The organism is Vibrio ostreicida (assembly GCF_013074385.2).
GTDB lineage: Bacteria > Pseudomonadota > Gammaproteobacteria > Enterobacterales > Vibrionaceae > Vibrio > Vibrio ostreicida.
In genome coordinates this window covers 267,580-290,526 of record NZ_JABEYA020000002.1, presented here as the reverse complement: position 1 = coordinate 290,526, position 22,947 = coordinate 267,580, and the positions used below count along the sequence as shown (strand labels likewise).

Genomic DNA, 22,947 nt, shown 5'->3' with positions numbered 1-22,947 from the left:
CACGTTAACGTTATACTTCTGTTCAGCAAACAGGCTGAATGTGACGTTTTATCAACACTTAGAGGTAGCCTATGTTCCCACACCTCACTGGTTTAGGCATTCAAGATCCCAAACAGATTGAGCGCTATTCACTTCGCCAAGAAGCCCACAAAGATGTGTTAAAAATCTATTTCCGCAAGCAGAAAGGCGAATTGTTTGCCAAAAGCGTTAAATTTAAATACCCGCGTCAGGTAAAAAATGTTCTCGTGGATAGCGGCAGTCACCAATACAAAGAAGTTACAGAGATCAACCGTAACCTAACGTTGGTCATTGACGAGCTCAATAAAATCACCAAGCCCGCTCAGTTAGAAGAATTCGATGTGAAAAAGAAAATTTTGTCTGATCTGCATCATCTGGAAAAAGTCGTTTCTAGCAAAATTGCAGAAATTGAGGCCGATTTAGACAAATTAAAATAGCAACAAGAGTATCAATGGCGTTGGCAACGTTAATCGTATAAAGTTTTGTTCTCACAACTCTTAATGACTAATGGAGCCAACCCGCGTACAACCCAACAAGGTAAAGCGCAACACCCGCCATAACTCCAGCAACAATATCATCTAGCATTATCCCAATACCACCATGAACTCGCTTATCTAACCAGCCTATGGGCCAAGGCTTGACCATATCGAAGAACCGAAATAACACAAATCCGCTCAAAAGCCATTTCCAATCTGTCGTTGGGAGATGAAATATAGGAACCACTAGCATAGTGATCCAAAAACCGGAAAATTCATCCCATACGATTGAGCCATGATCATGCACTCCCATATCATCGGATGTGATCTGACATATTTTGATACCGATCAGGCAAGATACAATCACCAGCACAAGGTAGGCAGGCAAAGGCAGTTGCACCAATAACAGATAAAACGGAATGGACGCGAGTGTTCCCATCGTCCCTGGAATAATTGGGGAAAGGCCGCTACCAAAGCCCGTCGCGAGCAGGTGCCAAGGGTTTTTTAACGAAATGAGAGAAAGTGGATTTGTCATTTTATTACTTGTTTTCAAAGTGATCATAGCCTTGTAGACGCCAGTCTACAGCTCGGCCCTGATGATGAAGCTTAATCTCGTTTTGAGATACAATCTGCCCAATACAGGTAATTTTGCTGTCAAAGTGCGCCAAAGCGGCTTCCAAAGCCTGTTTATGTTGCTCTGGCACCGTAAAGCATAACTGATATTCTTCTCCGCTGGACAAGGCATATCGCTGTGCTTTGGCTCGACTACCGCAATATTTGACAAGTTCATTGGAGATAGGCAGTTGAGAGACATCGATACTTGCGCCAACTTTGGAGCGCTGTAAAATATGCGTTAAATCCGAGATTAAACCATCGGAAATATCAATGGCAGCATTCGCCAATCCCAGTAGAGCCTGGCCGATAAGTACCTGAGGCGTTGACAAGTAATGACGCTGTTCGAGTAAATCAGCATAAGGCTGGCTTTTGAGCTCAGTATTAAGGATGACATCAAGACCCGCTTGACTGTCACCCAGATCACCAGTGACGTAAACCCCATCTCCAATTTGAGCACCATCACGTCTCAAAGCCTTACTGGGATCAACCCATCCATGAACGGTCAATGTTAAGCTCAAGGGCCCTTTCGTCGTGTCCCCACCTATCAGTTGGATGTTGTAAGCGTCCGCAAGCTCAAAAAAGGCATCACAGAAAAAAGATAACCAATCTTGATCGGGTTCGGGCATGGTGATTGCCAAGGAAACCCAAGCAGGGGTCGCCCCCATCGCCGCTAAATCACTCAAGTTAGACACCAATGCCTTATGAGCGACCAAAGCAGGGTCCGCACTGTTCAAAAAATGGGTGCCTGCCACCAAGGTATCTGTACTGACCGCAAGGCTTTGGTTTTCGGGCACATTCACTAACGCACAATCATCACCAGCCGCCAACAGTACATCCTTTCGCAAAGATTGACGTCCAATAAAAAATTGTTCAATAAGATTAAATTCACCAGTCATAGTATTCAATGTACTCTCGGATATAAAAAAGGCCAGCGCTTGCTGACCTTTTCGATTCGAAACGAATTACTTTTTACGTACGTGCGGTGCTGCTTTGTCCAGAACACCATTGACGAACTTGTGACTTTCTTCTGCAGCGAAGACTTTTGCAAGCTCGATCGCTTCATTAATCACAACTTTAAAAGGCACATCTTCTCGACGTGTCATCTCATACATCGCAAGACGAAGCAACGCTAACTCCATCATATCCAAATCTTGCATTGGGCGTGCAGTATAAGGGCGGATTTTGCTGTCCAATTCGATGTGACTAAGTACGACACCGGTCAAAAGGTCACGGAAGTACGCAACGTCTGTATCTGGTTTAGCAAGCGCGGGTTCCGCGGCATGATGTTCTTCTTCATCATACTTACCACCAGATAAGAACTGCTCTTCAATAGTGGCAACATTTTCTTTAGTAATTTGCCATGAATAGATCGCTTGTAGAGCGAATCGACGTGCGTTACGACGTGCGGCTGGTTTCACACTGGCCCCCATTAGGAATCGATTTCAGATAGAACATTAATCATTTCAAGTGCGCTTAGTGCAGCCTCTGCACCTTTATTACCAGCCTTGGTTCCTGCGCGCTCAATCGCTTGGTCAATCGTATCAACGGTAAGCACACCAAAAGCGACTGGAAGGCTGTATTCCAGAGACACTTGAGCTAGACCCTTGTTACATTCACTACAAACATAGTCAAAGTGTGGTGTACCACCACGAATCACACTCCCAAGAGAGACGATTGCGTCGTACTTACCTGTTTTCGCCACGCGCTGAGCCACCAATGGCAGTTCAACGGCACCCGGACAGCGAACAACGGTAATGTTGTCGTCGCTAACTTGCCCATGACGCTTTAAAGTATCGATTGCACCAGACAATAGGCTTTCGTTAATAAAACTATTAAAACGAGAAATAACGATAGCAATTTTTGCATTCGGTGCTGGGAAACCACCCTCGACCACTTTCATAAGCTTTCCTTTAACTATATTCATCAAGTGAGAATCGCCGGATTCTAGCACAAATATGTGACCAATATCTAATGGAAATTTAGCCTCAGTCATTTGTCACTGTACGGCGAAATGCTCAAAGCTGTCACGCGTTTTTGCTTGAAGAACTCAGATTATCAATGCTGGTTACTGTCGCTTATTCACAAACATATTCAACCACATTGAGACCAAATCCCCCTAGTGCATGATATTTCTTGTTGCTTGACGACAGAAGACGCATATCATGCACACCAAGATCCGCAAGAATTTGCGAGCCAACACCAACACGGCGAGACGTCCCTTGTTTCTTGGCAAGCGTTGGGGCTTGATCTTTATCTTGTGCTTCAAACACTTTGACACGATGAATCAGCAAGTCCGTCGACTCTTCATTCCCCAAAATCACGAGTACGCCACCTTGTTCACCGATGCGTTTCATCGCTTTATCGAGAGTCCAGCTTCTTTCTGCATTGCGATCGCTTCGCAACAAATCCGTAAACGTATCCTGCAAATGAACACGAACGAACGGCGCATCGTCCTCTAGGTTACCTTTACACAATGCATAATGAACCTGATTATCAATCGTATCGCGATAGGTGACCAGATTAAACTCACCAAATTCTGTTGGAAGTCGGCACTCAGCGACACGCTCAATGGTGGTTTCTGTATTGTTGCGGTATTCAATCAGATCAGCAATAGTGCCCAGTTTAATGTCGTGCTTTTCGGCAAAGAGTTCTAAATCTGGGCGACGAGCCATCGTGCCATCCTCATTTAGGATTTCCACAATCACACCCGCGGCTTCCAAACCCGCTAAACGCGCTAAATCACACCCAGCTTCCGTGTGACCCGCCCGTGTGAGTACTCCGCCATCTTGCGCCGCTAAAGGGAAAATATGGCCGGGTTGCACAAGGTCAGCCGCTTTTGCATCTTGAGCCACCGCAGCCTGTACCGTTCTCGCTCGATCTGCAGCAGAAATGCCCGTTGTGACCCCTTGCGCGGCTTCAATCGATACCGTGAAATTTGTCGTGTACTGTGCGTTATTGTCCTGAACCATAGGCGGCAGACCAAGGCGCTCACAACGTTCTTTTGTCATCGTCAAGCAAATAAGACCACGACCATGGGTTGCCATAAAGTTGATCGCTTCGGGCGTCACATGTTCAGCCGCCATGATGAGGTCACCTTCATTCTCCCTGTCTTCATCATCCATCAGGATAACCATTTTACCTAACCGGATGTCTTCGATAATGTCTTGGGGCATACTAATTGGCATTTTTATTTTCCTGTTATATCATATTTGACGATGGTTTTTGGATGATAAAGTGGTCATCACTGCAGTTATGCAAAACCATTTTTCTGGAGAAATTCCATCGTGACACGAGACTCGGACGACACCTGCTGAGTACTGAGCAAGCGTTCCATATAACGAGCCAAAATATCCACTTCCAGATTCACCTTGCATCCAACTTCAAAGTCAGCCACTGTTGTTTCTTCCCCCGTATGAGGGACAATTGTTAATTTAAACGCATTCTTACGTATATCATTGACGGTTAGACTAATCCCATCGACCGTGATAGAACCTTTCGCCACAACATATCTCTCAATACCTTCAGGCATCGAGACCCATAATTCAATCGCACGCCCAACGCTATTACATTCAAGCACTTCACCCACCGCGTCGACATGGCCAGAAACAATATGGCCACCAAAACGCGTTGTCGGTAACATTGCTTTCTCTAGATTCAGTCGATCTCCGACCTGATATTGGGTGAATCCTGTTTTTGTCATGGTTTCAAGAGAAAGGTCTGCGCTATAACTGCTTGAATCAAAATCAACCACCGTTAAACAAACGCCATTAGTCGCAATGCTATCGCCTAATTTCACATCGGCCATGTTGAGCTTACCCACATTGACCGTCACACTCATATCTTCGCCCTTTGGCGTAACCGCCGCCAGCGTGCCGACCGCTTCTATAATTCCAGTGAACATAATTACAATTCTTTATTTAGTATTGAGGCTCTGATTCTAAGATCGCCGCCAACTTTCCGTACGTCTTTTAGATCGAGTTGAATCACATCAGACATTGAATCTAGGTTAAGGGCTCCGAGTAACCCTCGGCCATCACTACCCATAATTTTCGGTGCCAAATAGATGATGAGTTCATCAACAAGATTCTCGCGAATTAGGCTGCTCGCCAATGTCGCACCCGATTCAACCCAAACATGTTGGATATTGTGCTTGGTGGCGAGTTCTGACAACGTCGACCTGAGATCAATTTGCTGTCTTTCATTGAGGTATAGCGGCACATCACCATGTTCTGAAACCACCAAGAGCGGCCCCTGAGTTTGAAAAAGGTTCAGCTCAGAAGAAAGTTGATTTTGTCTATCTAGAACGACTCGCACGGGCTGTCGAAGTTGTGATTCTGCATAATGTTGTTGAACAGACAACGGAAGATCGTCCCAGCGAACATTCAGAGACGCGTTATCATCAATGACCGTTTTGCTGGTCGTCAGGATAGCCCCACTTTGAGCCCGAAATTTTTGTACATCTTGACGAGCTTCACGGGAGGTGATCCATTGACTCTGCCCATTCCCCAATGCCGTTTGGCCATCCAAACTTGCGGCCATTTTAAGCTGAACGAACGGCATGTTGGTGTTCATCCGTTTGATAAACCCCGGATTGATTGCCTGAGCTTCCGCTTCCATCAGGCCAACTTTTACATTAATACCCGACCCACGCAGCATCTGAATTCCACGTCCAGCGACCTTAGGGTTAGGATCTTCCATGGCACAGATAACATTCGCCACTCCTGCTTTCATAAGACCTTCAACACAGGGTGGTGTCCGGCCATAATGGGAACAAGGTTCAAGCGTCACATAAGCGGTTGCTCCCCGTGCTTTGGCTCCCGCCATAGTTAAGGCATGCACTTCAGCATGAGGCTGCCCAGTACGAGCGTGAAACCCTTCGCCAACGATCTGATCGCCAACTGTAATAACACATCCAACATTGGGATTCGGACAAGTGGTATAAGTGCCTTTTTTCGCCAGTTGAATCGCCCGTGACATCATTTTGTAATCTATCGGAGTAAAATCAGCCATCCAATGCCACCATTAGTCTTCTAACTTTGCAATTTCTTCGCCAAATTCTCGGATGTCTTCGAAACTGCGATAAACAGAGGCAAATCGAATGTAGGCGACCTTATCCAGATCTTTAAGCTGACCCATCACTAAATTACCAATCATCTCACTTGGAATTTCTCGTTCTCCAGTCGCACGTAGTTGTGATTTAATCATGCTAATAGATAACTCAACAGCATCGGCGCTCACCGGACGTTTTTCAAGCGCTCGCTGCAACCCACCAACCATTTTATCTTCATCAAATGGCTCACGATTGCCATTCGATTTAATCACACGCGGCATGACCAGCTCTGCCGTCTCAAATGTAGTAAAGCGCTCATTGCAAGCGAGACATTGCCTGCGACGGCGTACCTGATGGCCATCAGCCACCAAACGAGAATCGATCACCTTCGTATCATTTTCAGAGCAAAAAGGACAATGCATATCACCTCCGTATTTGTGAGTGACAGTTTAACGGAATTACGATCACCATAAAAAGAAAAGAGGACAAGGTTGCCCTATTTTCCGTACGTCCAATGATTGTTGTTAAGGTCGCGACAAATAATCGGCCCTTCCCACCCATTTGTAGCTGGTCAGTTCTTCTAATCCCATCGGCCCACGTGCATGAAGTTTCTGGGTTGAGACGGCAACTTCTGCTCCTAAACCAAACTGGGCACCATCCGTAAAGCGAGTCGATGCATTGACATAAACGGCAGCAGAGCCGACTGAATTAATAAACAACTCTGCATGTTTCAAATTGTTGGTCATAATGGCATCGGAGTGACTCGCATTGTGCCGCCTCATGTGCTCAATCGCCTCATTGACATCGGAGACCACTGCGACACCTAAGGTAAAGTTAAGCCACTCGGTGTCATAATCACCGTCATTTGCGTCTCGCAACTGCGTCGCATCACGCAGTAAAGCCTTCGCTTTCGGATCCGCCACAAACTCAACTCTATCCTGGATACGCTGCACCAACATAGGCAGAAAATCGGCGGCCACTTGTTCATGGACCAGCAGTGTATCAAGCGCATTACATGCCGATGGGCGCTGAACTTTCGCGTTTTCAATGACATCAAGAGACTTGGCTAGATCTGCACTTTGATCAACAAAGATATGGCTAATACCAAAGCCACCGATGATGACTGGGATAGAGCTGTTCTCTTTGCACATTTTATGCAGCCCTGCCCCACCACGAGGAATAATCATGTCAACATACTGGTCGAGCTTGAGAAGTTGAGTAACCAGCGCACGGTCAGGTTTATCAATATATTGAACAGAAGCACTCGGTAGCTTAGCCTTTGCCAACGCAGATTGAATGACCTTCACCAATTCCATGTTGGAAAAGAAGGTCTCTTTACCACCACGCAGAATGCTGGCATTGCCAGTTTTTAAACACAAGGCCGCGATATCAATGGTTACGTTAGGGCGAGCTTCATAGATGACACCAACAACGCCAAGAGGCACTCGCCGGCGCGATAAAGACATGCCATTTTCTAACACTTTACTGTCTAACTCGCTGCCTACAGGATCATCTAAACTAATAACGTTACGCACATCATTTGCCATCGCAGCTAAGCGATCCTTATTGAGGAGTAGTCTATCAAGTAAAGCTTCCGTCAGCCCTGCTTCACGCCCCTTTTCAATATCCTGAGCATTCGCAGCAAGAATGGTCGGGGCATTCGCCTCCAGCTCATCCGCGATAATTGCCAACGCTTTATTTTTCTGCGTCGTTGACGCCGTCGCTAATTGGAAGGCTGCCTCTTTGGCTGCTTTACCTTTCGAAATCAGTTCCACTTTACTTTCCTTACTCTTGGATTACGACCATATCATCTCTATGTAGGATTTCATTCCCGTAGTCATAACCTAAAATTCCAATAATATCTTTGCTGTGTTTACCCAAAATTTTCGTCAAATCGAGACTTGAGTAACTTGAGATACCTCGAGCAACTAATGTGCCTTGGCTGTCCGTCACACGAACAACATCACCACGATAAAATTCACCACTCACTTTGGTCACACCTTTGGCGAGAAGGCTGCTTCCATGACCAATAACTGCGTTAACCGCACCATCATCAATCATAATATCGCCCGATGCTGCTGGGCCTGCGAGAATCCAACGTTTACGGTTTTCCAAAGCTTCATTGCTGGGCAAAAACCGGGTCCCTTGAGGGGTATTGCTCAAAGAGTCAAAAACAACATTCGGCGCGCTCCCCGCTGCAATAATCACTTCAATCCCCGCTCGGCGCGCAATATCGGCGGCTTGCAGTTTCGTCGCCATGCCACCAGTACCTAAAGTTGTTCCACTGCCACCTGCAATTTTACGTAGGCTATCATCAATCGTTTTAACTTCTTTAATCAACTCAGCCTTAGGGTCTTTACGAGGATCCGCGGTAAAGAGACCTTTCTGATCAGTCAACAATAATAACTTATCCGCACCACATAATATCCCGACCAGTGCAGACAGATTGTCGTTGTCACCCACTTTGATCTCGTTCGTTGCCACGGCATCATTTTCATTAACGATAGGGACAATATCATGACTCACTAACGCATTGATTGTGTCACGAGCATTAAGAAACCGCTCTCGGTCTTCCATGTCTGCCCTTGTTAACAACATTTGGCCTATTTTTATCCCATACAAGCCAAATAACGCTTCCCAAGTCTGAATTAATTGACTTTGTCCAACCGCCGCTAATAACTGCTTATTGGCCATTGAATTGGCTAATGCGGGGTAAGCCAAGTGTTCTCGACCAGCAGCTATCGCACCGGATGAAACCATGACCACTGAGTGGCCTTGTTTTTTTAGCTCTGCACACTGACGAGCTAGCTCAACCATGTGAGCTCGGTCCAACGCTAGTGTCCCACCCGTCAATACACTTGTACCGAGTTTTACAACGACAGTCTGGGGCTGTGTTGCTTGTCCGCATTTTTGATTCATTGTCTTTCTGCTTTGAAAATAAAATTGTGACCCATTTTTTCATCACCCATCCATTTGGTGGACTGTGGTAGACCTCATAAGAAAACTTGGGGCTCAGACTTGTTGTTTTAACAATCACAGACAAAATTCACAAGCAGAAAAGGCGCCCAAAGGCGCCTTTTTAATTACACAAGGATCATTACGAAGCGTTTTAGACGAATTCCGCCGATTCTTTGTGTAAATGCACAGTCATACCAAACTGACTTTGTAAGGTATCGACTAACTTTTGATGAAAGGCTTCTTGTGTACGAGAGACTTCCTCAATGGCTTTCTTTGGCAGCTTTTCATCTAGCCAGTCACCTTTAACATCATATAACCCTGTACGATAGCGCGCGGCGAGTTTCTTACCCTCAATTTCAAGCTCTAACCACCATCCCCAAAACTCTCTTTCCTCCGGTGACTTTTTGTCACTAACACAAACAGAAAGGCAATCAAACAAGTAACGCCCTTCCTCACATTGTACTTCTCTCAAATAGGGCCCGATGGCCTTTAACGTCGATAGTAAGCGGTAATGGGTTGGACTTTTTGACTGTTCAGACATAATGAATCTCCGTATTCAATACCTGTTTTCATTGATTGTACCGGATGTTGGCAAATAATAAGGACGAATTAGTTTGGGTATTGTCCTTATATCAGTTTTGACTAATTAATGAGATTTGTCATCTCATTAACTCCTCTTCCAGCCACTTAATCGCCAAATCGAGTGATTGCTCATGTCCTTGTGTAATTGTTTTAGCGCTGATTTTCTTTGCCTGACCATAATCGCTAAACAAGGCAACCAACTTATTGTCGCTATATGGTGAAACCGGATCTTGATCAAGGCTCATTGCAAGAATCGGAACCTTGGTTTTACGACTAGACAAAATGCCCTGAACTTTAAGCGACCAGGCCATAAGTTGCCCAGCCAAACTATTGACATCGACGACTCGCTTTCCCAGCCTTGAAGCCAAGACATCCAAATACATCTTGGGCATCTTCTTTAATTTCTCGGGTGAAGAGAGTACATCATGGATAGGCGCTCCTAAACACACACATGCCTTGATCTTATCTTGCTCCATAAATGAAAGGCGCACCATGGCATTCCCACCAAAACGAAACCCTATCAGTCCAACCCTGTGATGGTCGACCCAAGGAATATGAAAGAGTTCATTGAGTACAGCCTGATGCAAGCAGGAGGTGTCCTCCGTTAACTTCCAATGACTATTGTGGCCAATCGATGGCATATCAACCGTCAGCATGGCGATATCTTTTTGTGCTAAATGATCCCGAAATATTTTCCACATATCGGTTTGCAAGCTATCCAAGCCAGCACTGACAATAACAACGGGTTGTGGCTTATCCGTTTTGGTTAAATGAAGGTGGGCGACAATTTTCTTATTCTGGTAAGGCACATCAATTTGTTTAATGATGTATTTGGTCTTTTTCGCCGCTTCTGTGTAAGCATTGCTGGCCAAAGTTTGCGCCTGAATAGCTAAATTATCATTGTTTAGGTGGGGGTAACCAGCAATACTAAAACACAAAGATGCCCCAAACATCTCATCCGCGGCGGCTTCTCCTTTAAGCTCTTCTGAGCGCTTTTGATGAAGCATCCCCAGCTTAGTCCACTCATAGGTCCAGTTGCCACTGTGGTATCCCATAACCGTATCTAACCATTCGTCATGAGTCCTAGAATGTTGAGAAGAGGCAATCTTGGCGAGGACCGCATCCATTTCAATAGGATCAATCCCTTGCCAAGCCCACTGAATACGACGGAGATTACGATACCAATGGGCGCCGTCTGAACCGCGCTTTTCATCCAATACCGTTTGGCTGCTCGGCATATATTGGGTCAAAGCTGAAGTTTCTCTAGCTTGTTTATGATTGGTAAACAGTGTTTCTGAAAGATTTTTACTCACATCTTCAGTCATATTGGGACCCAGCTAAGATAATTTCGTTCATTGTATACCTGCAAAGGATGAAAAGGCAGAATGACTTCCGAGTTCACTGGGATAAATCACGAAAGTAATCGACCTGATAGCCCGCTCGATAGCGTAGGCAAAATCCACTCTGGTGACAGAAACAAAAATGGCCCTGTCTGGGCCATTAAATAATAAGACGAATACGCGGTTACTTTTGTTTTCGGTTAACAGGCTCAGCGTATTGAATCGACATATCCCACGGCTGCTCAATCCATGTTTCTTGGGCAATATCGACTACATAGTCATCCAAAAGATCAACACCTGATGGCTTCGCACAGACAGCAATCAACTTGGCTTTGGGATAGAGTTGGCGAAGCTTACGTGCCGTATCACCACTGTCTACCAAATCTTCAACAATCAGATACCCCTCTCCATCTCCTTCAGGGGCTTTGAGCACACTCATGTCGCGTTGATGATCATGGTCGTAACTCGAAATGCAGATGGTATCAACATATCGAATGCCTAATTCACGAGCGAGGATAGCTCCTGGAATCAGACCTCCGCGACTCACCGCCCAAATGCCCTTCCATTGCTCCGCCGGCATTTGCTGTTCTGCTAACTCGCGACAGTAAGCATGCATTTGATCCCAAGTGATAATGAATTTCTTACTCATTTTAATTAACCTAATTCTAAAAATTTGGGGACCATTTGCTCACGTTCGGGAGTCGGTGGCCGCCTTTTATGTAATTTAAGCGAAGATGTATTTGATGATAAAAATTGCTGACATCACCCAGACGCTCAAGGAGACCTCTCGACCCTTGCCACTCAATAGCTTGATCGCGGCATAAGCAATAAAGCCCAGTGAAATACCTTCTGCAATAGAGAAAGTCAGTGGCATGAGTAAACACGTCACTGCAACTGGCGCCGCCTCGGTCAGATCATGCCAGTCAATATTCACCAAGCCTGATAACATCAAAACAGCGACGTAAAATAGTGCCCCTGTCGTTGCGTAAGCTGGGATCATACCAGCAAGTGGTGAGAAGAACAGGGCCAGCAGAAATAAAATACCAACAACAACCGCGGTTAATCCCGTTCGACCACCTTCGGCAACGCCGGAAATACTTTCAATATAAGATGTGGTATTTGACGTTCCCAGTAAAGCCCCGACTGAAGTCGCGGTCGAATCTGCCAATAGTGCTCTGTTTAAGCGGGGGATCTTACCTTGTTTGTCCATCAAACCGGCTTTCTGAGAAACGCCAACCAAGGTCCCTGCCGTGTCGAACAAATCCACAAATAAGAAGGCAAAAACAACAGAAATCATACCCACTTCAAATACAGCCGAAAAGTCCAGTTTCAAAAACGTCGGGGCAAGGCTAGGTGGCGCGGACATGACCCCAACCCACTCAACATCACCAAAAACAAGCCCAAGGCCAGTGACACCAAGAATCGCGATCATCACAGCCCCTTTCACGCCATGATGAACCAGAGCAATCGTGAGAAAGAAACCCACAGATGCGAGCACCGCAGGCAAAGAAGTGATTTGACCAAGAGAGACAAAAGTCGCTGGGTTATCAACAACGATCCCCGCATTTTTTAACGCGATAAAGGCGAGAAAAAGGCCAATGCCAGCTGAAATCCCTGTACGCAAAGAGAGTGGGATAGAGTTAATAATCCACTCACGAATTTTGAACACACTTAACAAAACAAACAACACGCCAGAAACAAACACGGCCGCCAATGCGACTTGCCATGTGTAACCCATTCCTAACACAACAGCGTAAGTAAAAAAGGCGTTAAGCCCCATACCCGGCGCTTGAGCAATAGGATAATTAGCAACCAGCCCCATAATAAAACAACCAATGGCAGCCGCTAAACATGTCGCAACAAACACGGCCCCACGATCCATGCCCGCATCGGCCAAAATAGCAGGGTTAACAAAAATGATGTAGGCCATAGTGAGGAAAGTCGTGACACCAGCAATGATCTCAGTTTTAACACTTGTTCCGTGTTCGCTGAGCTTAAAAAGTCTTTCGAGCATAATCGAGTTCCAAAGAAGTAGAGTAAACGGTTGCGTAATCGATTGGCGAGATTATAAAGTCAACAAATAACAAATTCCAGATAGAATTGACGCCCCAATCGATATTTTTATAATTAACATTCTTCAATTAGGCGAATTTAAAGTCGATAAGAATAAAATCCCTCAAATTCATAGAGTAATCGCAAACAGCGTTTTACCACCCTGGGCTGTGTTTTACACTGACATCTTCAAATGACGTAAGTCATTCACCGATTATCCCTCAAAAGTATGTATTTATGTGCGTAAAACTCATCGATGTGACGACGGTTTTTCAACCCATAAAAAAAGCGCCACTCAATTCGAGTAGCGCTTGAATCCTATCAGCAAGCAATCTTCTGAAAAAAATTCTAATTGGGGGTAAAAATCTGTCCAAGATAACAAGCTTGGATTAGTAACCAAAACTTGTAGGATAGGTAAAATTGCTCGTATAAACAGAGCTATTTAACCAGAATGCGGCACTTGGTAAACCTTTCATAACAATCACCTTTTAAATCAATGAAATAAGAAAAAATATTGATTTCTCGGTTCCTTGGAGGCGACAAATCGGACTCATCCTCTGAGCATTTACTCTTCACTGTTGAAGATGGTTACCAATATACCTTAAAGTAAAATAATTACAACATAAAGGTGATTTAAATCACAATAAATAATTTAAAATGGTCTTTTTTAGCTCTAATTGTAATTTAATTACATAAATCCATTTTGGCCAGTGAGTGCCGTCAACGTGCCACAGTCATAAAAGTGAATGTAGGTTCTGTGATGACAACGAATATTTTCATCAATGCTTTCGCTACTCTGCGAAGCAGCAGGGTGCTATTCTTTTTGGCCTTGGCCCAAAAGCCAAAGTGAATTTTTGGTCAATTTAGTTGTAAAGTGTACGCTAAACGATCTGGTATTATCACGAATAAGGAGTTTCCGTGTCTGAATTTCACTCTGAGATCAGTAAGTTATCGCCACCACTTGTGTGGCAGTTTTTTGATAAAATTTGCTCAATTCCCCATCCTTCGAAGCATGAAGAAGCGCTCGCTCGTTACATTATTCATTGGGCCACAGAGCAAGGATTGGAGGTTCGTCGAGATCCGACGGGGAATGTATTTATCAAAAAATTGGCCACGCCTGGCATGGAACACAAAAAAGGGGTGGTTCTGCAAGCACATATTGATATGGTGCCGCAGAAGAATGAAGAAACGGATCATGATTTCACCCAAGATGCGATCCAACCTTATATTGATGGTGATTGGGTGACGGCAAATGGGACCACACTGGGCGCCGATAATGGTATCGGCATGGCATCATGCCTTGCGGTCCTGTCATCAAACGATATCAAACATGGTCCCCTTGAAGTGTTGCTGACAATCGATGAAGAAGCCGGTATGACTGGTGCTTTTGGTTTACAAGAAGGTTGGTTAGAAGGCGATATCCTCCTCAATACTGATTCCGAGCAAGAGGGCGAAGTCTATATGGGGTGTGCCGGTGGTATTGACGGCGAAATCACCTTTAGAATAAAACGTGAACCCGTCACAGCATCGTACGCCGTCCGTCAACTGGCGATAAAAGGCTTAAAGGGAGGTCATTCTGGCTGTGATATCCACACAGGAAGGGGCAATGCCAATAAACTAATGGCACGTTTTATGGCTACGTACGCTCAAGAATTAGATCTCCGCCTCATTGAAATCCGAGGTGGAACGCTACGTAACGCTATTCCGCGTGAAGCCTTTGTCACCGTTGCAGTTCCAGTAGAAAATGAACTCAAACTGGCCGAAAGATTTGACCAGTTTACTCAATTGATCATCAAAGAACTGGGCAGAACTGAGACGGATATTTTCAGTCTCTATGAACCTAACGAATCCAAATTGGGCATGGTCACCATAGCCACTCAACAGCAGTTGATTGCTGCTATCAATGCCTGCCCGAATGGCGTCATCCGTATGAGTGATGATGTTGATGGTGTGGTCGAGACCTCTCTCAATATTGGGGTTGTCACCACTGACAACGATACCATCAAGATATTGTGTCTCGTACGATCCCTTATTGATTCTGGTCGACATCAGGTGGAAAGTACTTTGACGTCACTGGCTGAACTGGCAGGGGCAACCATCGAATTTTCTGGGGCCTATCCAGGCTGGAAGCCAGAAGCCGATTCAGAAATAATGGCGATTTTCCGCACTATGTATCAAGGCATTTATGGCCATAAACCCAACATTATGGTGATCCATGCTGGGCTAGAATGTGGTTTGTTCAAAGAACCCTACCCCAACATGGACATGGTTTCATTTGGCCCAACCATAAAATTCCCACATTCTCCGGATGAAAAAGTAAAAATCGATACAGTGGCGCTTTTCTGGGAACAAATGGTGGCCCTGCTGGCGTCCATTCCAGACAAAGAGAAATAGCCACGGCTTTCTGATTCAAAGCCAGCCGCAAGTGCTGGCTTTAGGTGGAAAGGCCTCTCACTCACCCATCGCGCTAATGGGCTACCTTTTAGTTTCTAGCCCACGCACTAACATTTAGCCAAACGATGCCCAAATGACGGTCGTCACGAGAATTGGGCACACAAATTTGATATAAACAGGCCACAACTTCCCAAACCAGCCTTCAGTGAATTCTGGACAACCTTGTTGCAGTTCTTTGATTTTCTGATGACGGTTCCACACCCAGCCACCAAATACACAAAACAATAAGGCAGCTGCAGGCTGAAGATATTGAGTTGCGGCCATCGCAACCAACCCAAATAACACATTAAAATGATAAACGATGATGACACTTAACAGCGCAATCCCTCCGCCTATTATCCAGCTATTCATACTGCGCTTAGTATTGAAGCGCTCGCCGACTAATGCTACCGGACATTCCAGCATTGAAATCGATGAGGTCAGGGCGGCAATTGTCAGCAATAAAAAGAACACGATGGCAAACAGTTGTCCCATAATACCCAAACTATCGAACATAAGAGGAAGCACGGTAAATACCAAGGTATCAGAACTTAATAAAGCCCCACCTTCTGCATAAATTTGCACCCCTTTGTTCATCGCCACGAACATCGCAGGCATAACCACTAGCCCAGCAATAAACGCAACGGCGGTATCGACTAAGGTGACATTCATTGCCATCTTCGGCAGGTTCTCTTTTTTACTGAGGTATGAACCATAGATCAGCATTGAGCAGCCACCAATGGTCAGAGAAAAGAACCCCTGCCCCATTGCTGCTAAAATCAACTTACGGTCCATGACTTTCTCAAAATCGGGAATCAAATAGTGTTTGAGCCCTTCCATCGCTCCCGTTTGCGTCATTATGTACACAAACAGCAAGCCAAAAAGAACAAACAGAGCGGGCATCAAACGCGTCGACCACCGCTCAATCCCTTGTCTCACGCCACCCTGAACAATTAAAATCGTAAGGATATAAAACGTGATTGTCCCGAACAAATTACGCTCGATACTAAAGCCTTTAAACCAAACCGTGAGAGATGTCAGCCCTAATAAATCGGTGATTGCACCGAGCAAGAAACAGATCAACCACCCTCCAACGATACTATAAAAAGCCAAAACGACACTAGGCACGCTCAAACCAATCCAACCGACCAAACCACCGAGCCATTTGGCTATAGGATTTGAATTCAAAGCACGCATACTATCGATTGGGTTAGCCTGCCCATACCGACCAATCGCCATTTCTACGACTAACATTGGAAACGCAACGACCAATATCATCACCAAGTAGACCAAGAGAAAGGCACCGCCGCCATTACTTGCTGCTTGTGTCGGAAAACCCCAAATATTTCCTAACCCAACCGCCGCGCCTGCCGCAGCGAGAATAAAACCGAGTCGTGAACCAAAATGCTCACGCGATTGATTGCTATTTGCTTGTGCCATACCACTCAACTTGCACCTATAAACTAGTTAGCGAGTACAATAATGCACGAAGGCTGATTGCTCCAGACCTTTGTTCGCTTTAGCTGCCACTTTGTCAAAGTTCGTCATTGTTATAAATGTAAATTATTTTATACAGCGTTGTTTAGCTGTGCTAACGAGCGGCACGCTACGAGGAAAGCACTAGATAGAAAAAATCGGATAATTTTTGAGCTCTGGGATCTTACGGTGTAATTGCTGCTCTTGATCAGCCATTGCATCAAGTGACTCACACAATTCGTCACTTTGTTTTTCAACCTGTGCTGAATGCTCAGTTAATTTTCTCTCTATTCTCTCTTTGACTGAGCTCAGAGTGTCGGCCATATCGGTTAAGTTCAATGATCCTTGCGCTTTCATCTTCTCAGACATGACATTAAAAGCACTGCCAATCAATTCATTACTTAACGCCGCTTTCGCTTGTGAGAAGTCTTGTGCCCATTTCTGTTCAAATGAAGCAAAACTTCCCGCGGGTAACACAAGATCGCCGTTCTGATAATATCGCTCCTCAATACCCGCATAAAACTGCTCAATCGACGCTTTTACATTATCGAAAGCACCTGGCGCATCAAAACTTAATGCCACTTCATCAATGATATCATTGATCAAATGTAAACCATCCTGCGCGATCTGTTTAGCTCGCGGTAGGTAATCATTCAGACTGTTGTGATAATCCACCATCGCCTGTTGCTGATCAGCATTCAATAATATCGTTTCACCCTGAATCATTAACTTGTTATCCGCATCAACCAAAGCGATCGCACCATCAGATTTTTGTATCTCGAGCATCTCACCGTTTAGTCTGATGTGATTCTTCAAATCAATATCACACTGGCTAGCAAACGCCTGACTCACGATCAGCAATGGAATAATGAACAGTATTTTTTTCATGTTAAACTCACCCTCTTAGATTCCTTGCTACCCTAACAAAATCTCAAAGCCCTTGCGTCAAATTATTGCCTCGATGTCATACCAGTATTCCTTCGATGAGACACAGTACACGACTTCATCTCCAACCCGCTTACCCTTTAAAGATTGACCGATAGGCGAATCAAACGTGACGACCATGATTTCCATTCCACCAAATTGAACAGTGAGACCACCAGCGCAAGGAGCGGTAAAAAAGTGTTGGATTTTGTTATCTCCATCGACCACAGTGACGAGAGTTCCATGCCTCACCTCATCAGAATCTTGAGGCAAAGATAAAGCGTTCATGAGGTTGATTTCACCTTCATATTTCTGGGCACGTACAGCCTGACCATGCGCTAAATAGGAAGCCTCTAATGCTAACGTATCGTATTTGTGCTCTGCGATGGTTTCTTCATCCGTTGCCGATTCTATCGCCCGTTGAGTGGCACGATTGGCAATAGCAAGGGCGCGATTCATCTCGGCTAATATCGTTTGCAGTAAAGCGGGTTTATTCATACAAAAATCATGTTTCTTTGTGGCGTATTCTCTTTAGAATACTACGTAAGGCACTTGAGTCACACTGGTAACCAACATATGAACACATCCGCCCACAAAGAAACCATCTACAGGGTCCTGCACTCCACTTTCGGCTTTGATTCCCTGAGGGCAGGGCAGTATCAAGTCATGGAACACGTTCTTGCTGGACATTCTTGCGCCGCCATTTTTCCAACTGGGTCAGGAAAATCTCTGTGCTATCAATTAACCGCACTGTGTTTACCTCACTTAACCTTGGTGATCTCACCCTTGCTGGCCTTAATGAAAGATCAACTCGAATACCTGAACAGAAAAGGGATTCCAGCTGCCTCGCTGAACTCTAACCAAAGCCGAGAAGAATCGCAGGCCATAATGAAACAAATCAGCGATGGAGAAATAAAAATACTAATGGTCTCTGTTGAACGTTTGAAAAACGAACGATTCAGGGCCTTTTTGTCTCAATTAACCATTTCTCAGTTAGTCGTCGATGAAGCCCACTGCATATCAGAATGGGGACACAATTTTCGTCCAGATTACCTCAAGTTACCCAAATTTCAGAAGCAATTGTCGATCCCTCAAGTTTTGTTGCTAACGGCCACCGCGACACAGGACGTGCTTGACGATATGGGAAAGAAGTTTAATATTGCCCCACAAAATATTACCGTCACGGGATTTTACCGCCCGAATCTCGATATTTCGGTGCAACCATGCCCACAACAAGACAAAGACACCACCCTCATTTCAACCATCGCCTCATCACCAGAGCTGCCCACCATCGTCTATGTCACTCAGCAACAAAGTGCCGAACGAATCGCCGCCCTGCTGTTAGACAATGGTATCAATGCGTCTGCTTACCATGCCGGTTTAGGTAATACGGCCCGTGAGCAAATACAACAAGATTTCATGTCAGGGAAAACGGATTGTATCGCAGCCACCATTGCTTTCGGGATGGGTATCGATAAGTCTGATATTCGTCGGGTGATCCACTTTGATTTGCCTAAATCAATTGAAAATTACGCTCAAGAAATTGGTCGTGCTGGCCGCGATGGTCTGGATTCACAGTGTCTTCTTTTAGCTAACCTAGAGGGCATTTCAACACTGGAAAACTTCGTTTTTGGTGATACCCCAGAACAAAGCGAAATTCATTATGTATTGCAGCAAGCCAGTAAATCTGAGCCCAATTGGGAGGTGGTCATCTCTCGTCTGGCCAATCAAAGTAATATTCGTCCATTACCCTTGAAAACGCTCTTAGTGTATGTAGAAATGACGGATTGGCTATCAGCTCAATACAGCTACTTTGCCGATTATCGCTTTAAATTTATTGATACAAAACAGAATATTATTGAGCGCTTTAGCCATGAGCGACAAACGTTTGTTAATGCGATTTTTGAATGTTCCACACAAGCCCGTCTTTGGTGTGACGTCAACTTTGAGCGTTTGTGGCAGAGTTACGGCAGTGAAAGAAGCCGTGTCGTATCAGCTTTGGACTATTTTCATCAACATGGATGGATAGAACTAGAAAGCAAACTGATGACTGAAGTCTATTCCGTAACTCCAACAGTCAGGCCCATCGATCAATTGAGTCATGATCTTGCTTCGCTGTTCCAGAGCAAAGAGCGCAGTGACCTAAATCGCATTAGTAGCATGCTAGCCCTCTTTCAATCCAGAGATTGCCTGAGTAAGGCACTCGCGGGTTACTTTTCTGACAAAAACGCACCTGAACATTGCGGTCACTGCAGTGTTTGTCGCGGAGAGCATCAACCTTGGCCCCTGCCAACGGATCAGAGAGTACAGGAAATCGATGTCAGTCTTTGGCTCGAAGCGCTGGAAAAAAGGTTGGCCCATCCTTTGTCATCTGCCCTAAAAACCAAGTTTTTATGTGGTATAACCACGCCTTGGTTAACAAAAATAAAGGCGCGTAACCTTGCTGGATTTGGTCATCTAGCATCATCCCCATATCAAAGCGTTTTTGCTCTAGTCGAATCACTGAAAAATCATCAAACATCTGACACAAGATGCGATGATCAGAGTGGTGAACAACTTTAATCTATAGATCCAGACAAAGTTGCTCAATGTGTCGTTCTGGCTTTAGCATCACATTCAAACCAAGCAGTCTTATTTCCCGACCATCTTGTCGCATAAGAATGTCCCTCAACAATGTTCTAAAATAAGCGAGATCAAGAATTGGATGGTTATGCTCAATGGTCGTGAGTTGGAAGTCAGCAAATTTTAATTTTATGCCTTGCTTGATAATCCCTTTTTCTGGCACAGCCTTTTTCAACCGCCTTTCTAGTTCAGGGTACAATTCGTTGACTATCAGGTGCCAACATTGCTCGTAGGTATAGATATTTTTGCTAAAGGTACGTTCTACACCAACAGACTTGCGTTCTCGTTCAACAACAACGTCACGGGGGTCAATGCCATGACTTTTATTCCATAAAGAACCGCCCAGTTTGCCAAACCGATGTAACAACTCGCGATATTCACTATTTTTAACATCAGCACAGGTGTACAAGCCCGCTTGATGAAGTTTTCCCAGACTGACTTTCCCCACTCCAGGTATCTTTTCCAATACCAGTTTATCCACCTCCCGCTGAACACTTTCCGGAGGGATAACATATTGACCATTAGGTTTATTCATCTCTGATGCCACTTTCGCAAGAAACTTAACCGGAGCGATACCAGCCGAGGCAGTAAGGTGTAACTCAGAAAATATATCTCGCCGAATGGCTTTGGCTATCAGGGTCGCAGACCCTTGATACAAGGTTACCTCTGAGACATCTAGATAGGCCTCATCCAGTGAAAGAGGCTCTATAAGCGGTGTATACCGAGCAAAAATCCCTCTAATTTGTTGAGAGATTTGCTGATAGACCTGCATTCTACCTGGCACAACCAGCAGCTCAGGACAAAGCTTTAGTGCTTGCGCAGTCGGCATTGCACTGCGCACCCCAAACTGCCTAGCCTCATAATTACACGTACAGAGAACACCACGTTGCTTTTCATGACCCCCTACCGCTAATGGCCGTCCACGAAAACTTGGGTTGTCACGCATTTCTACCGCAGCGTAAAAGCAATCCATATCAATATGGATAATTTTGGTTTTCTTCTCAATCAGCATCGCAGCAACAACAAAAACTGTACATAAAAACAGTATATATTATATGTCGATGGGTTCAATCAGAATGACAAATACAGATCTTTTTTCTCTTTTAATAGAAGTATCAGAATATGCGTTTATTATTATTATAGGGTAATAATCAGGGGGCTCCAGTGACCCATAAAGTATTAGTGGTTGAGGACAGTCGTGCTTATCGGAATTATGTGACCCAGCAGTTGAAGTCTATCGGCTGTCACGTGATAGGGTGTGAATCGTATGCAGAAACATTACAAGCCTTGGATGAGCATCACCACTTCCACTTTGCTGTTCTTGATTACTGTCTGCCTGATGCCCAGGATGGTGAAGTCATTGATCTGGTTTTATCGCGAAAACAAAAAGTGATAGTGCTGACCGCCACCTTTGGCGAGAAGTACAGGGAACGCTTTATTGCCAAGGGAGTCATGGACTATATTCTAAAAGACAGTATGGCTTCGATATCCTACCTCGTTCCTTTAGCCAAACGTCTGATTAACAACGTTAATCATCACGCACTTGTCGTTGATGATTCACAAATGGTACGTAAACACGTCACTCAGTTATTGGAACATCAGTACATCAAAACAACGCAGGCTCAGAATGGTTCAGAAGCGTTACATAGGTTGGCAGACACACCAGACATTTCATTCGTTATTACTGATCACGATATGCCAGGGAAAGATGGTATTGCGCTAACGCGTGAAGTTCGCCAAATGTACGATAAAAACAGTCTTGCCATTTTAGGCCTTTCAGGCAGTGCGGATCGTACGATTACCGCACGTTTTCTCAAGGCTGGAGCTAATGATTTTCTGCACAAACCGTTTAATCAAGAAGAGTTTTACTGCCGAGTTCATCAGCTCCTTGACATGAAAGAGGCGACAGATGAGCTGAATAAATTGGCGAACCAAGATGTGTTGACTGGCCTATGGAATCGCCGATTTCTATTTAACCAGTCTTGCACGGCTGGCCATGCTAGATTCATCGCAATGGTGGATGTCGATTACTTTAAGCGTATCAACGATACGTTTGGCCACGATGCCGGAGATACCGCACTAAAAGTAATTGCTGATCTGCTCACCCACTATTTTCCGGATGATGTCGTGGTGCGCTTTGGCGGAGAGGAGTTCTGTATTCAAACCTACGCTACCCTCGATGAATTCGTGACTCGATTAGAGAAGATGCGCCAGAGAATTGAAACGAACATCATTAGCTACGAAGGTAAGGACATTATGTTTACCATTAGTATTGGGGTTTGCAGTTTGGGAGGGCCTTTGGAACAGCAAATAAAGGTAGCAGATGATCGCCTGTATGTTGCAAAATCACGCGGCCGCAACCAAATCATCGCAACAGAATAACTCAAGTCCGGACACTCCG

The 22,947-nt window shown here is 44.9% G+C and carries 23 protein-coding genes; 4 read left to right on the top strand and 19 right to left on the bottom strand.

Annotated elements, in window-relative coordinates; genetic code table 11:
- The first annotated feature begins 71 nt into the window (after window positions 1-71).
- The gene (locus tag HLM86_RS05000; protein ID WP_076586476.1) at window positions 72-455 is read left to right on the top strand and encodes a DUF3461 family protein; all 384 of its coding nucleotides are present in this window, start codon (window positions 72-74) and stop codon (window positions 453-455) included.
- A 67-nt stretch (window positions 456-522) separates the two neighbouring features.
- Here the strand turns inward: HLM86_RS05000 and pgpA are convergent, their stop codons facing one another.
- The 15 genes from pgpA to vcdP form a co-directional block, all read right to left on the bottom strand.
- The gene (gene pgpA / locus HLM86_RS04995) at window positions 523-1,029 is read right to left on the bottom strand and encodes a phosphatidylglycerophosphatase A (protein ID WP_076586780.1); all 507 of its coding nucleotides are present in this window, start codon (window positions 1,027-1,029) and stop codon (window positions 523-525) included.
- A gap of 4 nt (window positions 1,030-1,033) precedes the next feature.
- A complete protein-coding gene (thiL, locus tag HLM86_RS04990; RefSeq protein WP_170882344.1) occupies window positions 1,034-2,005 on the bottom strand; it encodes a thiamine-phosphate kinase in 972 nt (323 codons plus the stop codon).
- Between the two features lie 66 nt (window positions 2,006-2,071).
- Window positions 2,072-2,539, bottom strand: coding sequence for a transcription antitermination factor NusB (nusB, locus tag HLM86_RS04985; protein ID WP_076586472.1), 468 nt, complete (start codon window positions 2,537-2,539; stop codon window positions 2,072-2,074).
- Entirely contained in the window at window positions 2,539-3,009 is a 471-nt protein-coding gene (gene ribH, locus HLM86_RS04980; protein WP_076586470.1) for a 6,7-dimethyl-8-ribityllumazine synthase, read from the bottom strand. The genes nusB and ribH overlap by 1 nt, the downstream gene beginning before the upstream one ends.
- A gap of 175 nt (window positions 3,010-3,184) precedes the next feature.
- Window positions 3,185-4,294, bottom strand: coding sequence for a bifunctional 3,4-dihydroxy-2-butanone-4-phosphate synthase/GTP cyclohydrolase II (gene ribBA / locus HLM86_RS04975; RefSeq protein WP_076586468.1), 1,110 nt, complete (start codon window positions 4,292-4,294; stop codon window positions 3,185-3,187).
- 65 nt (window positions 4,295-4,359) lie between these two features.
- Entirely contained in the window at window positions 4,360-5,010 is a 651-nt protein-coding gene (locus tag HLM86_RS04970; protein ID WP_076586466.1) for a riboflavin synthase, read from the bottom strand.
- Window positions 5,011-5,012: 2 nt separating this feature from the next.
- A complete protein-coding gene (ribD, locus tag HLM86_RS04965) occupies window positions 5,013-6,119 on the bottom strand; it encodes a bifunctional diaminohydroxyphosphoribosylaminopyrimidine deaminase/5-amino-6-(5-phosphoribosylamino)uracil reductase RibD (RefSeq protein ID WP_170882343.1) in 1,107 nt (368 codons plus the stop codon).
- Between the two features lie 12 nt (window positions 6,120-6,131).
- Window positions 6,132-6,581, bottom strand: a complete 450-nt coding sequence (gene nrdR, locus HLM86_RS04960; RefSeq protein ID WP_076586463.1) for a transcriptional regulator NrdR — start codon at window positions 6,579-6,581, stop codon at window positions 6,132-6,134.
- A 102-nt stretch (window positions 6,582-6,683) separates the two neighbouring features.
- Window positions 6,684-7,934, bottom strand: a complete 1,251-nt coding sequence (locus tag HLM86_RS04955) for a glutamate-5-semialdehyde dehydrogenase (RefSeq protein WP_170882342.1) — start codon at window positions 7,932-7,934, stop codon at window positions 6,684-6,686.
- Between the two features lie 10 nt (window positions 7,935-7,944).
- Window positions 7,945-9,078: a glutamate 5-kinase gene (gene proB / locus HLM86_RS04950; protein WP_076586458.1), complete on the bottom strand. Its 1,134-nt coding sequence runs from the start codon at window positions 9,076-9,078 to the stop codon at window positions 7,945-7,947.
- A gap of 190 nt (window positions 9,079-9,268) precedes the next feature.
- Entirely contained in the window at window positions 9,269-9,658 is a 390-nt protein-coding gene (gene crl, locus HLM86_RS04945; RefSeq protein ID WP_076586456.1) for a sigma factor-binding protein Crl, read from the bottom strand.
- 118 nt (window positions 9,659-9,776) lie between these two features.
- Complete coding sequence (frsA, locus tag HLM86_RS04940; protein WP_076586454.1) at window positions 9,777-11,024, bottom strand: esterase FrsA; 1,248 nt, start codon at window positions 11,022-11,024, stop codon at window positions 9,777-9,779.
- Between the two features lie 199 nt (window positions 11,025-11,223).
- Window positions 11,224-11,688 (bottom strand): xanthine phosphoribosyltransferase, encoded by a 465-nt coding sequence (gpt, locus tag HLM86_RS04935; protein ID WP_170882341.1) that lies wholly within the window; start codon window positions 11,686-11,688, stop codon window positions 11,224-11,226.
- A 75-nt stretch (window positions 11,689-11,763) separates the two neighbouring features.
- The gene (locus HLM86_RS04930; RefSeq protein WP_076586450.1) at window positions 11,764-13,053 is read right to left on the bottom strand and encodes an NCS2 family permease; all 1,290 of its coding nucleotides are present in this window, start codon (window positions 13,051-13,053) and stop codon (window positions 11,764-11,766) included.
- Between the two features lie 427 nt (window positions 13,054-13,480).
- Window positions 13,481-13,567: a small protein VcdP gene (vcdP, locus tag HLM86_RS20520; RefSeq protein WP_483887723.1), complete on the bottom strand. Its 87-nt coding sequence runs from the start codon at window positions 13,565-13,567 to the stop codon at window positions 13,481-13,483.
- Window positions 13,568-14,009: 442 nt separating this feature from the next.
- Between vcdP and HLM86_RS04925 the strand changes: the two genes are divergently transcribed.
- Window positions 14,010-15,485: an aminoacyl-histidine dipeptidase gene (locus HLM86_RS04925; protein ID WP_170882340.1), complete on the top strand. Its 1,476-nt coding sequence runs from the start codon at window positions 14,010-14,012 to the stop codon at window positions 15,483-15,485.
- A 114-nt stretch (window positions 15,486-15,599) separates the two neighbouring features.
- Here HLM86_RS04925 and HLM86_RS04920 read toward each other — a convergent pair whose 3' ends face one another.
- From HLM86_RS04920 to HLM86_RS04910, 3 genes are all read right to left on the bottom strand, one after another.
- Window positions 15,600-16,964 carry a sodium-dependent transporter gene (locus HLM86_RS04920; protein WP_170882339.1) on the bottom strand — a complete coding sequence of 455 codons (1,365 nt, stop codon included), beginning with the start codon at window positions 16,962-16,964 and terminating at the stop codon, window positions 15,600-15,602.
- A 180-nt stretch (window positions 16,965-17,144) separates the two neighbouring features.
- On the bottom strand, window positions 17,145-17,888 hold the full coding sequence (locus tag HLM86_RS04915; protein WP_170882338.1) for a YggN family protein: 744 nt from the start codon (window positions 17,886-17,888) through the stop codon (window positions 17,145-17,147).
- Between the two features lie 57 nt (window positions 17,889-17,945).
- Window positions 17,946-18,422 carry a GreA/GreB family elongation factor gene (locus HLM86_RS04910; protein ID WP_076586442.1) on the bottom strand — a complete coding sequence of 159 codons (477 nt, stop codon included), beginning with the start codon at window positions 18,420-18,422 and terminating at the stop codon, window positions 17,946-17,948.
- Between the two features lie 78 nt (window positions 18,423-18,500).
- On the opposite strand from HLM86_RS04910, the gene HLM86_RS04905 reads away from it, so the two are divergent.
- Window positions 18,501-20,486 carry a RecQ family ATP-dependent DNA helicase gene (locus tag HLM86_RS04905; RefSeq protein WP_170882337.1) on the top strand — a complete coding sequence of 662 codons (1,986 nt, stop codon included), beginning with the start codon at window positions 18,501-18,503 and terminating at the stop codon, window positions 20,484-20,486.
- A gap of 1 nt (window position 20,487) precedes the next feature.
- Here the strand turns inward: HLM86_RS04905 and dinB are convergent, their stop codons facing one another.
- The gene (gene dinB / locus HLM86_RS04900) at window positions 20,488-21,558 is read right to left on the bottom strand and encodes a DNA polymerase IV (protein WP_076586778.1); all 1,071 of its coding nucleotides are present in this window, start codon (window positions 21,556-21,558) and stop codon (window positions 20,488-20,490) included.
- A gap of 152 nt (window positions 21,559-21,710) precedes the next feature.
- Here dinB and HLM86_RS04895 point away from each other — a divergent pair, with 152 nt between their 5' ends.
- A complete protein-coding gene (locus HLM86_RS04895) occupies window positions 21,711-22,928 on the top strand; it encodes a GGDEF domain-containing response regulator (RefSeq protein ID WP_170882336.1) in 1,218 nt (405 codons plus the stop codon).
- The last annotated feature ends 19 nt before the right edge of the window (window positions 22,929-22,947 follow it).

Excerpts from the sequence above, each read along its gene's own strand:
- HLM86_RS04910 (WP_076586442.1), bottom strand. The coding sequence starts at position 18,422 with ATGAATAAACCCGCTTTACTGCAAACGATATTAGCCGAGATGAATCGC.
- thiL (WP_170882344.1), bottom strand. The coding sequence starts at position 2,005 with ATGACTGGTGAATTTAATCTTATTGAACAATTTTTTATTGGACGTCAA.
- HLM86_RS04905 (WP_170882337.1), top strand. The coding sequence starts at position 18,501 with ATGAACACATCCGCCCACAAAGAAACCATCTACAGGGTCCTGCACTCC.
- proB (WP_076586458.1), bottom strand. The coding sequence starts at position 9,078 with ATGAATCAAAAATGCGGACAAGCAACACAGCCCCAGACTGTCGTTGTA.
- HLM86_RS05000 (WP_076586476.1), top strand. The coding sequence starts at position 72 with ATGTTCCCACACCTCACTGGTTTAGGCATTCAAGATCCCAAACAGATT.
- nusB (WP_076586472.1), bottom strand. The coding sequence starts at position 2,539 with ATGGGGGCCAGTGTGAAACCAGCCGCACGTCGTAACGCACGTCGATTC.
- nrdR (WP_076586463.1), bottom strand. The coding sequence starts at position 6,581 with ATGCATTGTCCTTTTTGCTCTGAAAATGATACGAAGGTGATCGATTCT.
- crl (WP_076586456.1), bottom strand. The coding sequence starts at position 9,658 with ATGTCTGAACAGTCAAAAAGTCCAACCCATTACCGCTTACTATCGACG.
- ribBA (WP_076586468.1), bottom strand. The coding sequence starts at position 4,294 with ATGCCAATTAGTATGCCCCAAGACATTATCGAAGACATCCGGTTAGGT.
- HLM86_RS04920 (WP_170882339.1), bottom strand. The coding sequence starts at position 16,964 with ATGGCACAAGCAAATAGCAATCAATCGCGTGAGCATTTTGGTTCACGA.
- pgpA (WP_076586780.1), bottom strand. The coding sequence starts at position 1,029 with ATGACAAATCCACTTTCTCTCATTTCGTTAAAAAACCCTTGGCACCTG.
- ribD (WP_170882343.1), bottom strand. The coding sequence starts at position 6,119 with ATGGCTGATTTTACTCCGATAGATTACAAAATGATGTCACGGGCGATT.
- ribH (WP_076586470.1), bottom strand. The coding sequence starts at position 3,009 with ATGAAAGTGGTCGAGGGTGGTTTCCCAGCACCGAATGCAAAAATTGCT.
- HLM86_RS04930 (WP_076586450.1), bottom strand. The coding sequence starts at position 13,053 with ATGCTCGAAAGACTTTTTAAGCTCAGCGAACACGGAACAAGTGTTAAA.
- HLM86_RS04915 (WP_170882338.1), bottom strand. The coding sequence starts at position 17,888 with ATGAAAAAAATACTGTTCATTATTCCATTGCTGATCGTGAGTCAGGCG.
- gpt (WP_170882341.1), bottom strand. The coding sequence starts at position 11,688 with ATGAGTAAGAAATTCATTATCACTTGGGATCAAATGCATGCTTACTGT.
- vcdP (WP_483887723.1), bottom strand. The coding sequence starts at position 13,567 with ATGAAAGGTTTACCAAGTGCCGCATTCTGGTTAAATAGCTCTGTTTAT.
- HLM86_RS04970 (WP_076586466.1), bottom strand. The coding sequence starts at position 5,010 with ATGTTCACTGGAATTATAGAAGCGGTCGGCACGCTGGCGGCGGTTACG.
- dinB (WP_076586778.1), bottom strand. The coding sequence starts at position 21,558 with ATGCTGATTGAGAAGAAAACCAAAATTATCCATATTGATATGGATTGC.
- frsA (WP_076586454.1), bottom strand. The coding sequence starts at position 11,024 with ATGACTGAAGATGTGAGTAAAAATCTTTCAGAAACACTGTTTACCAAT.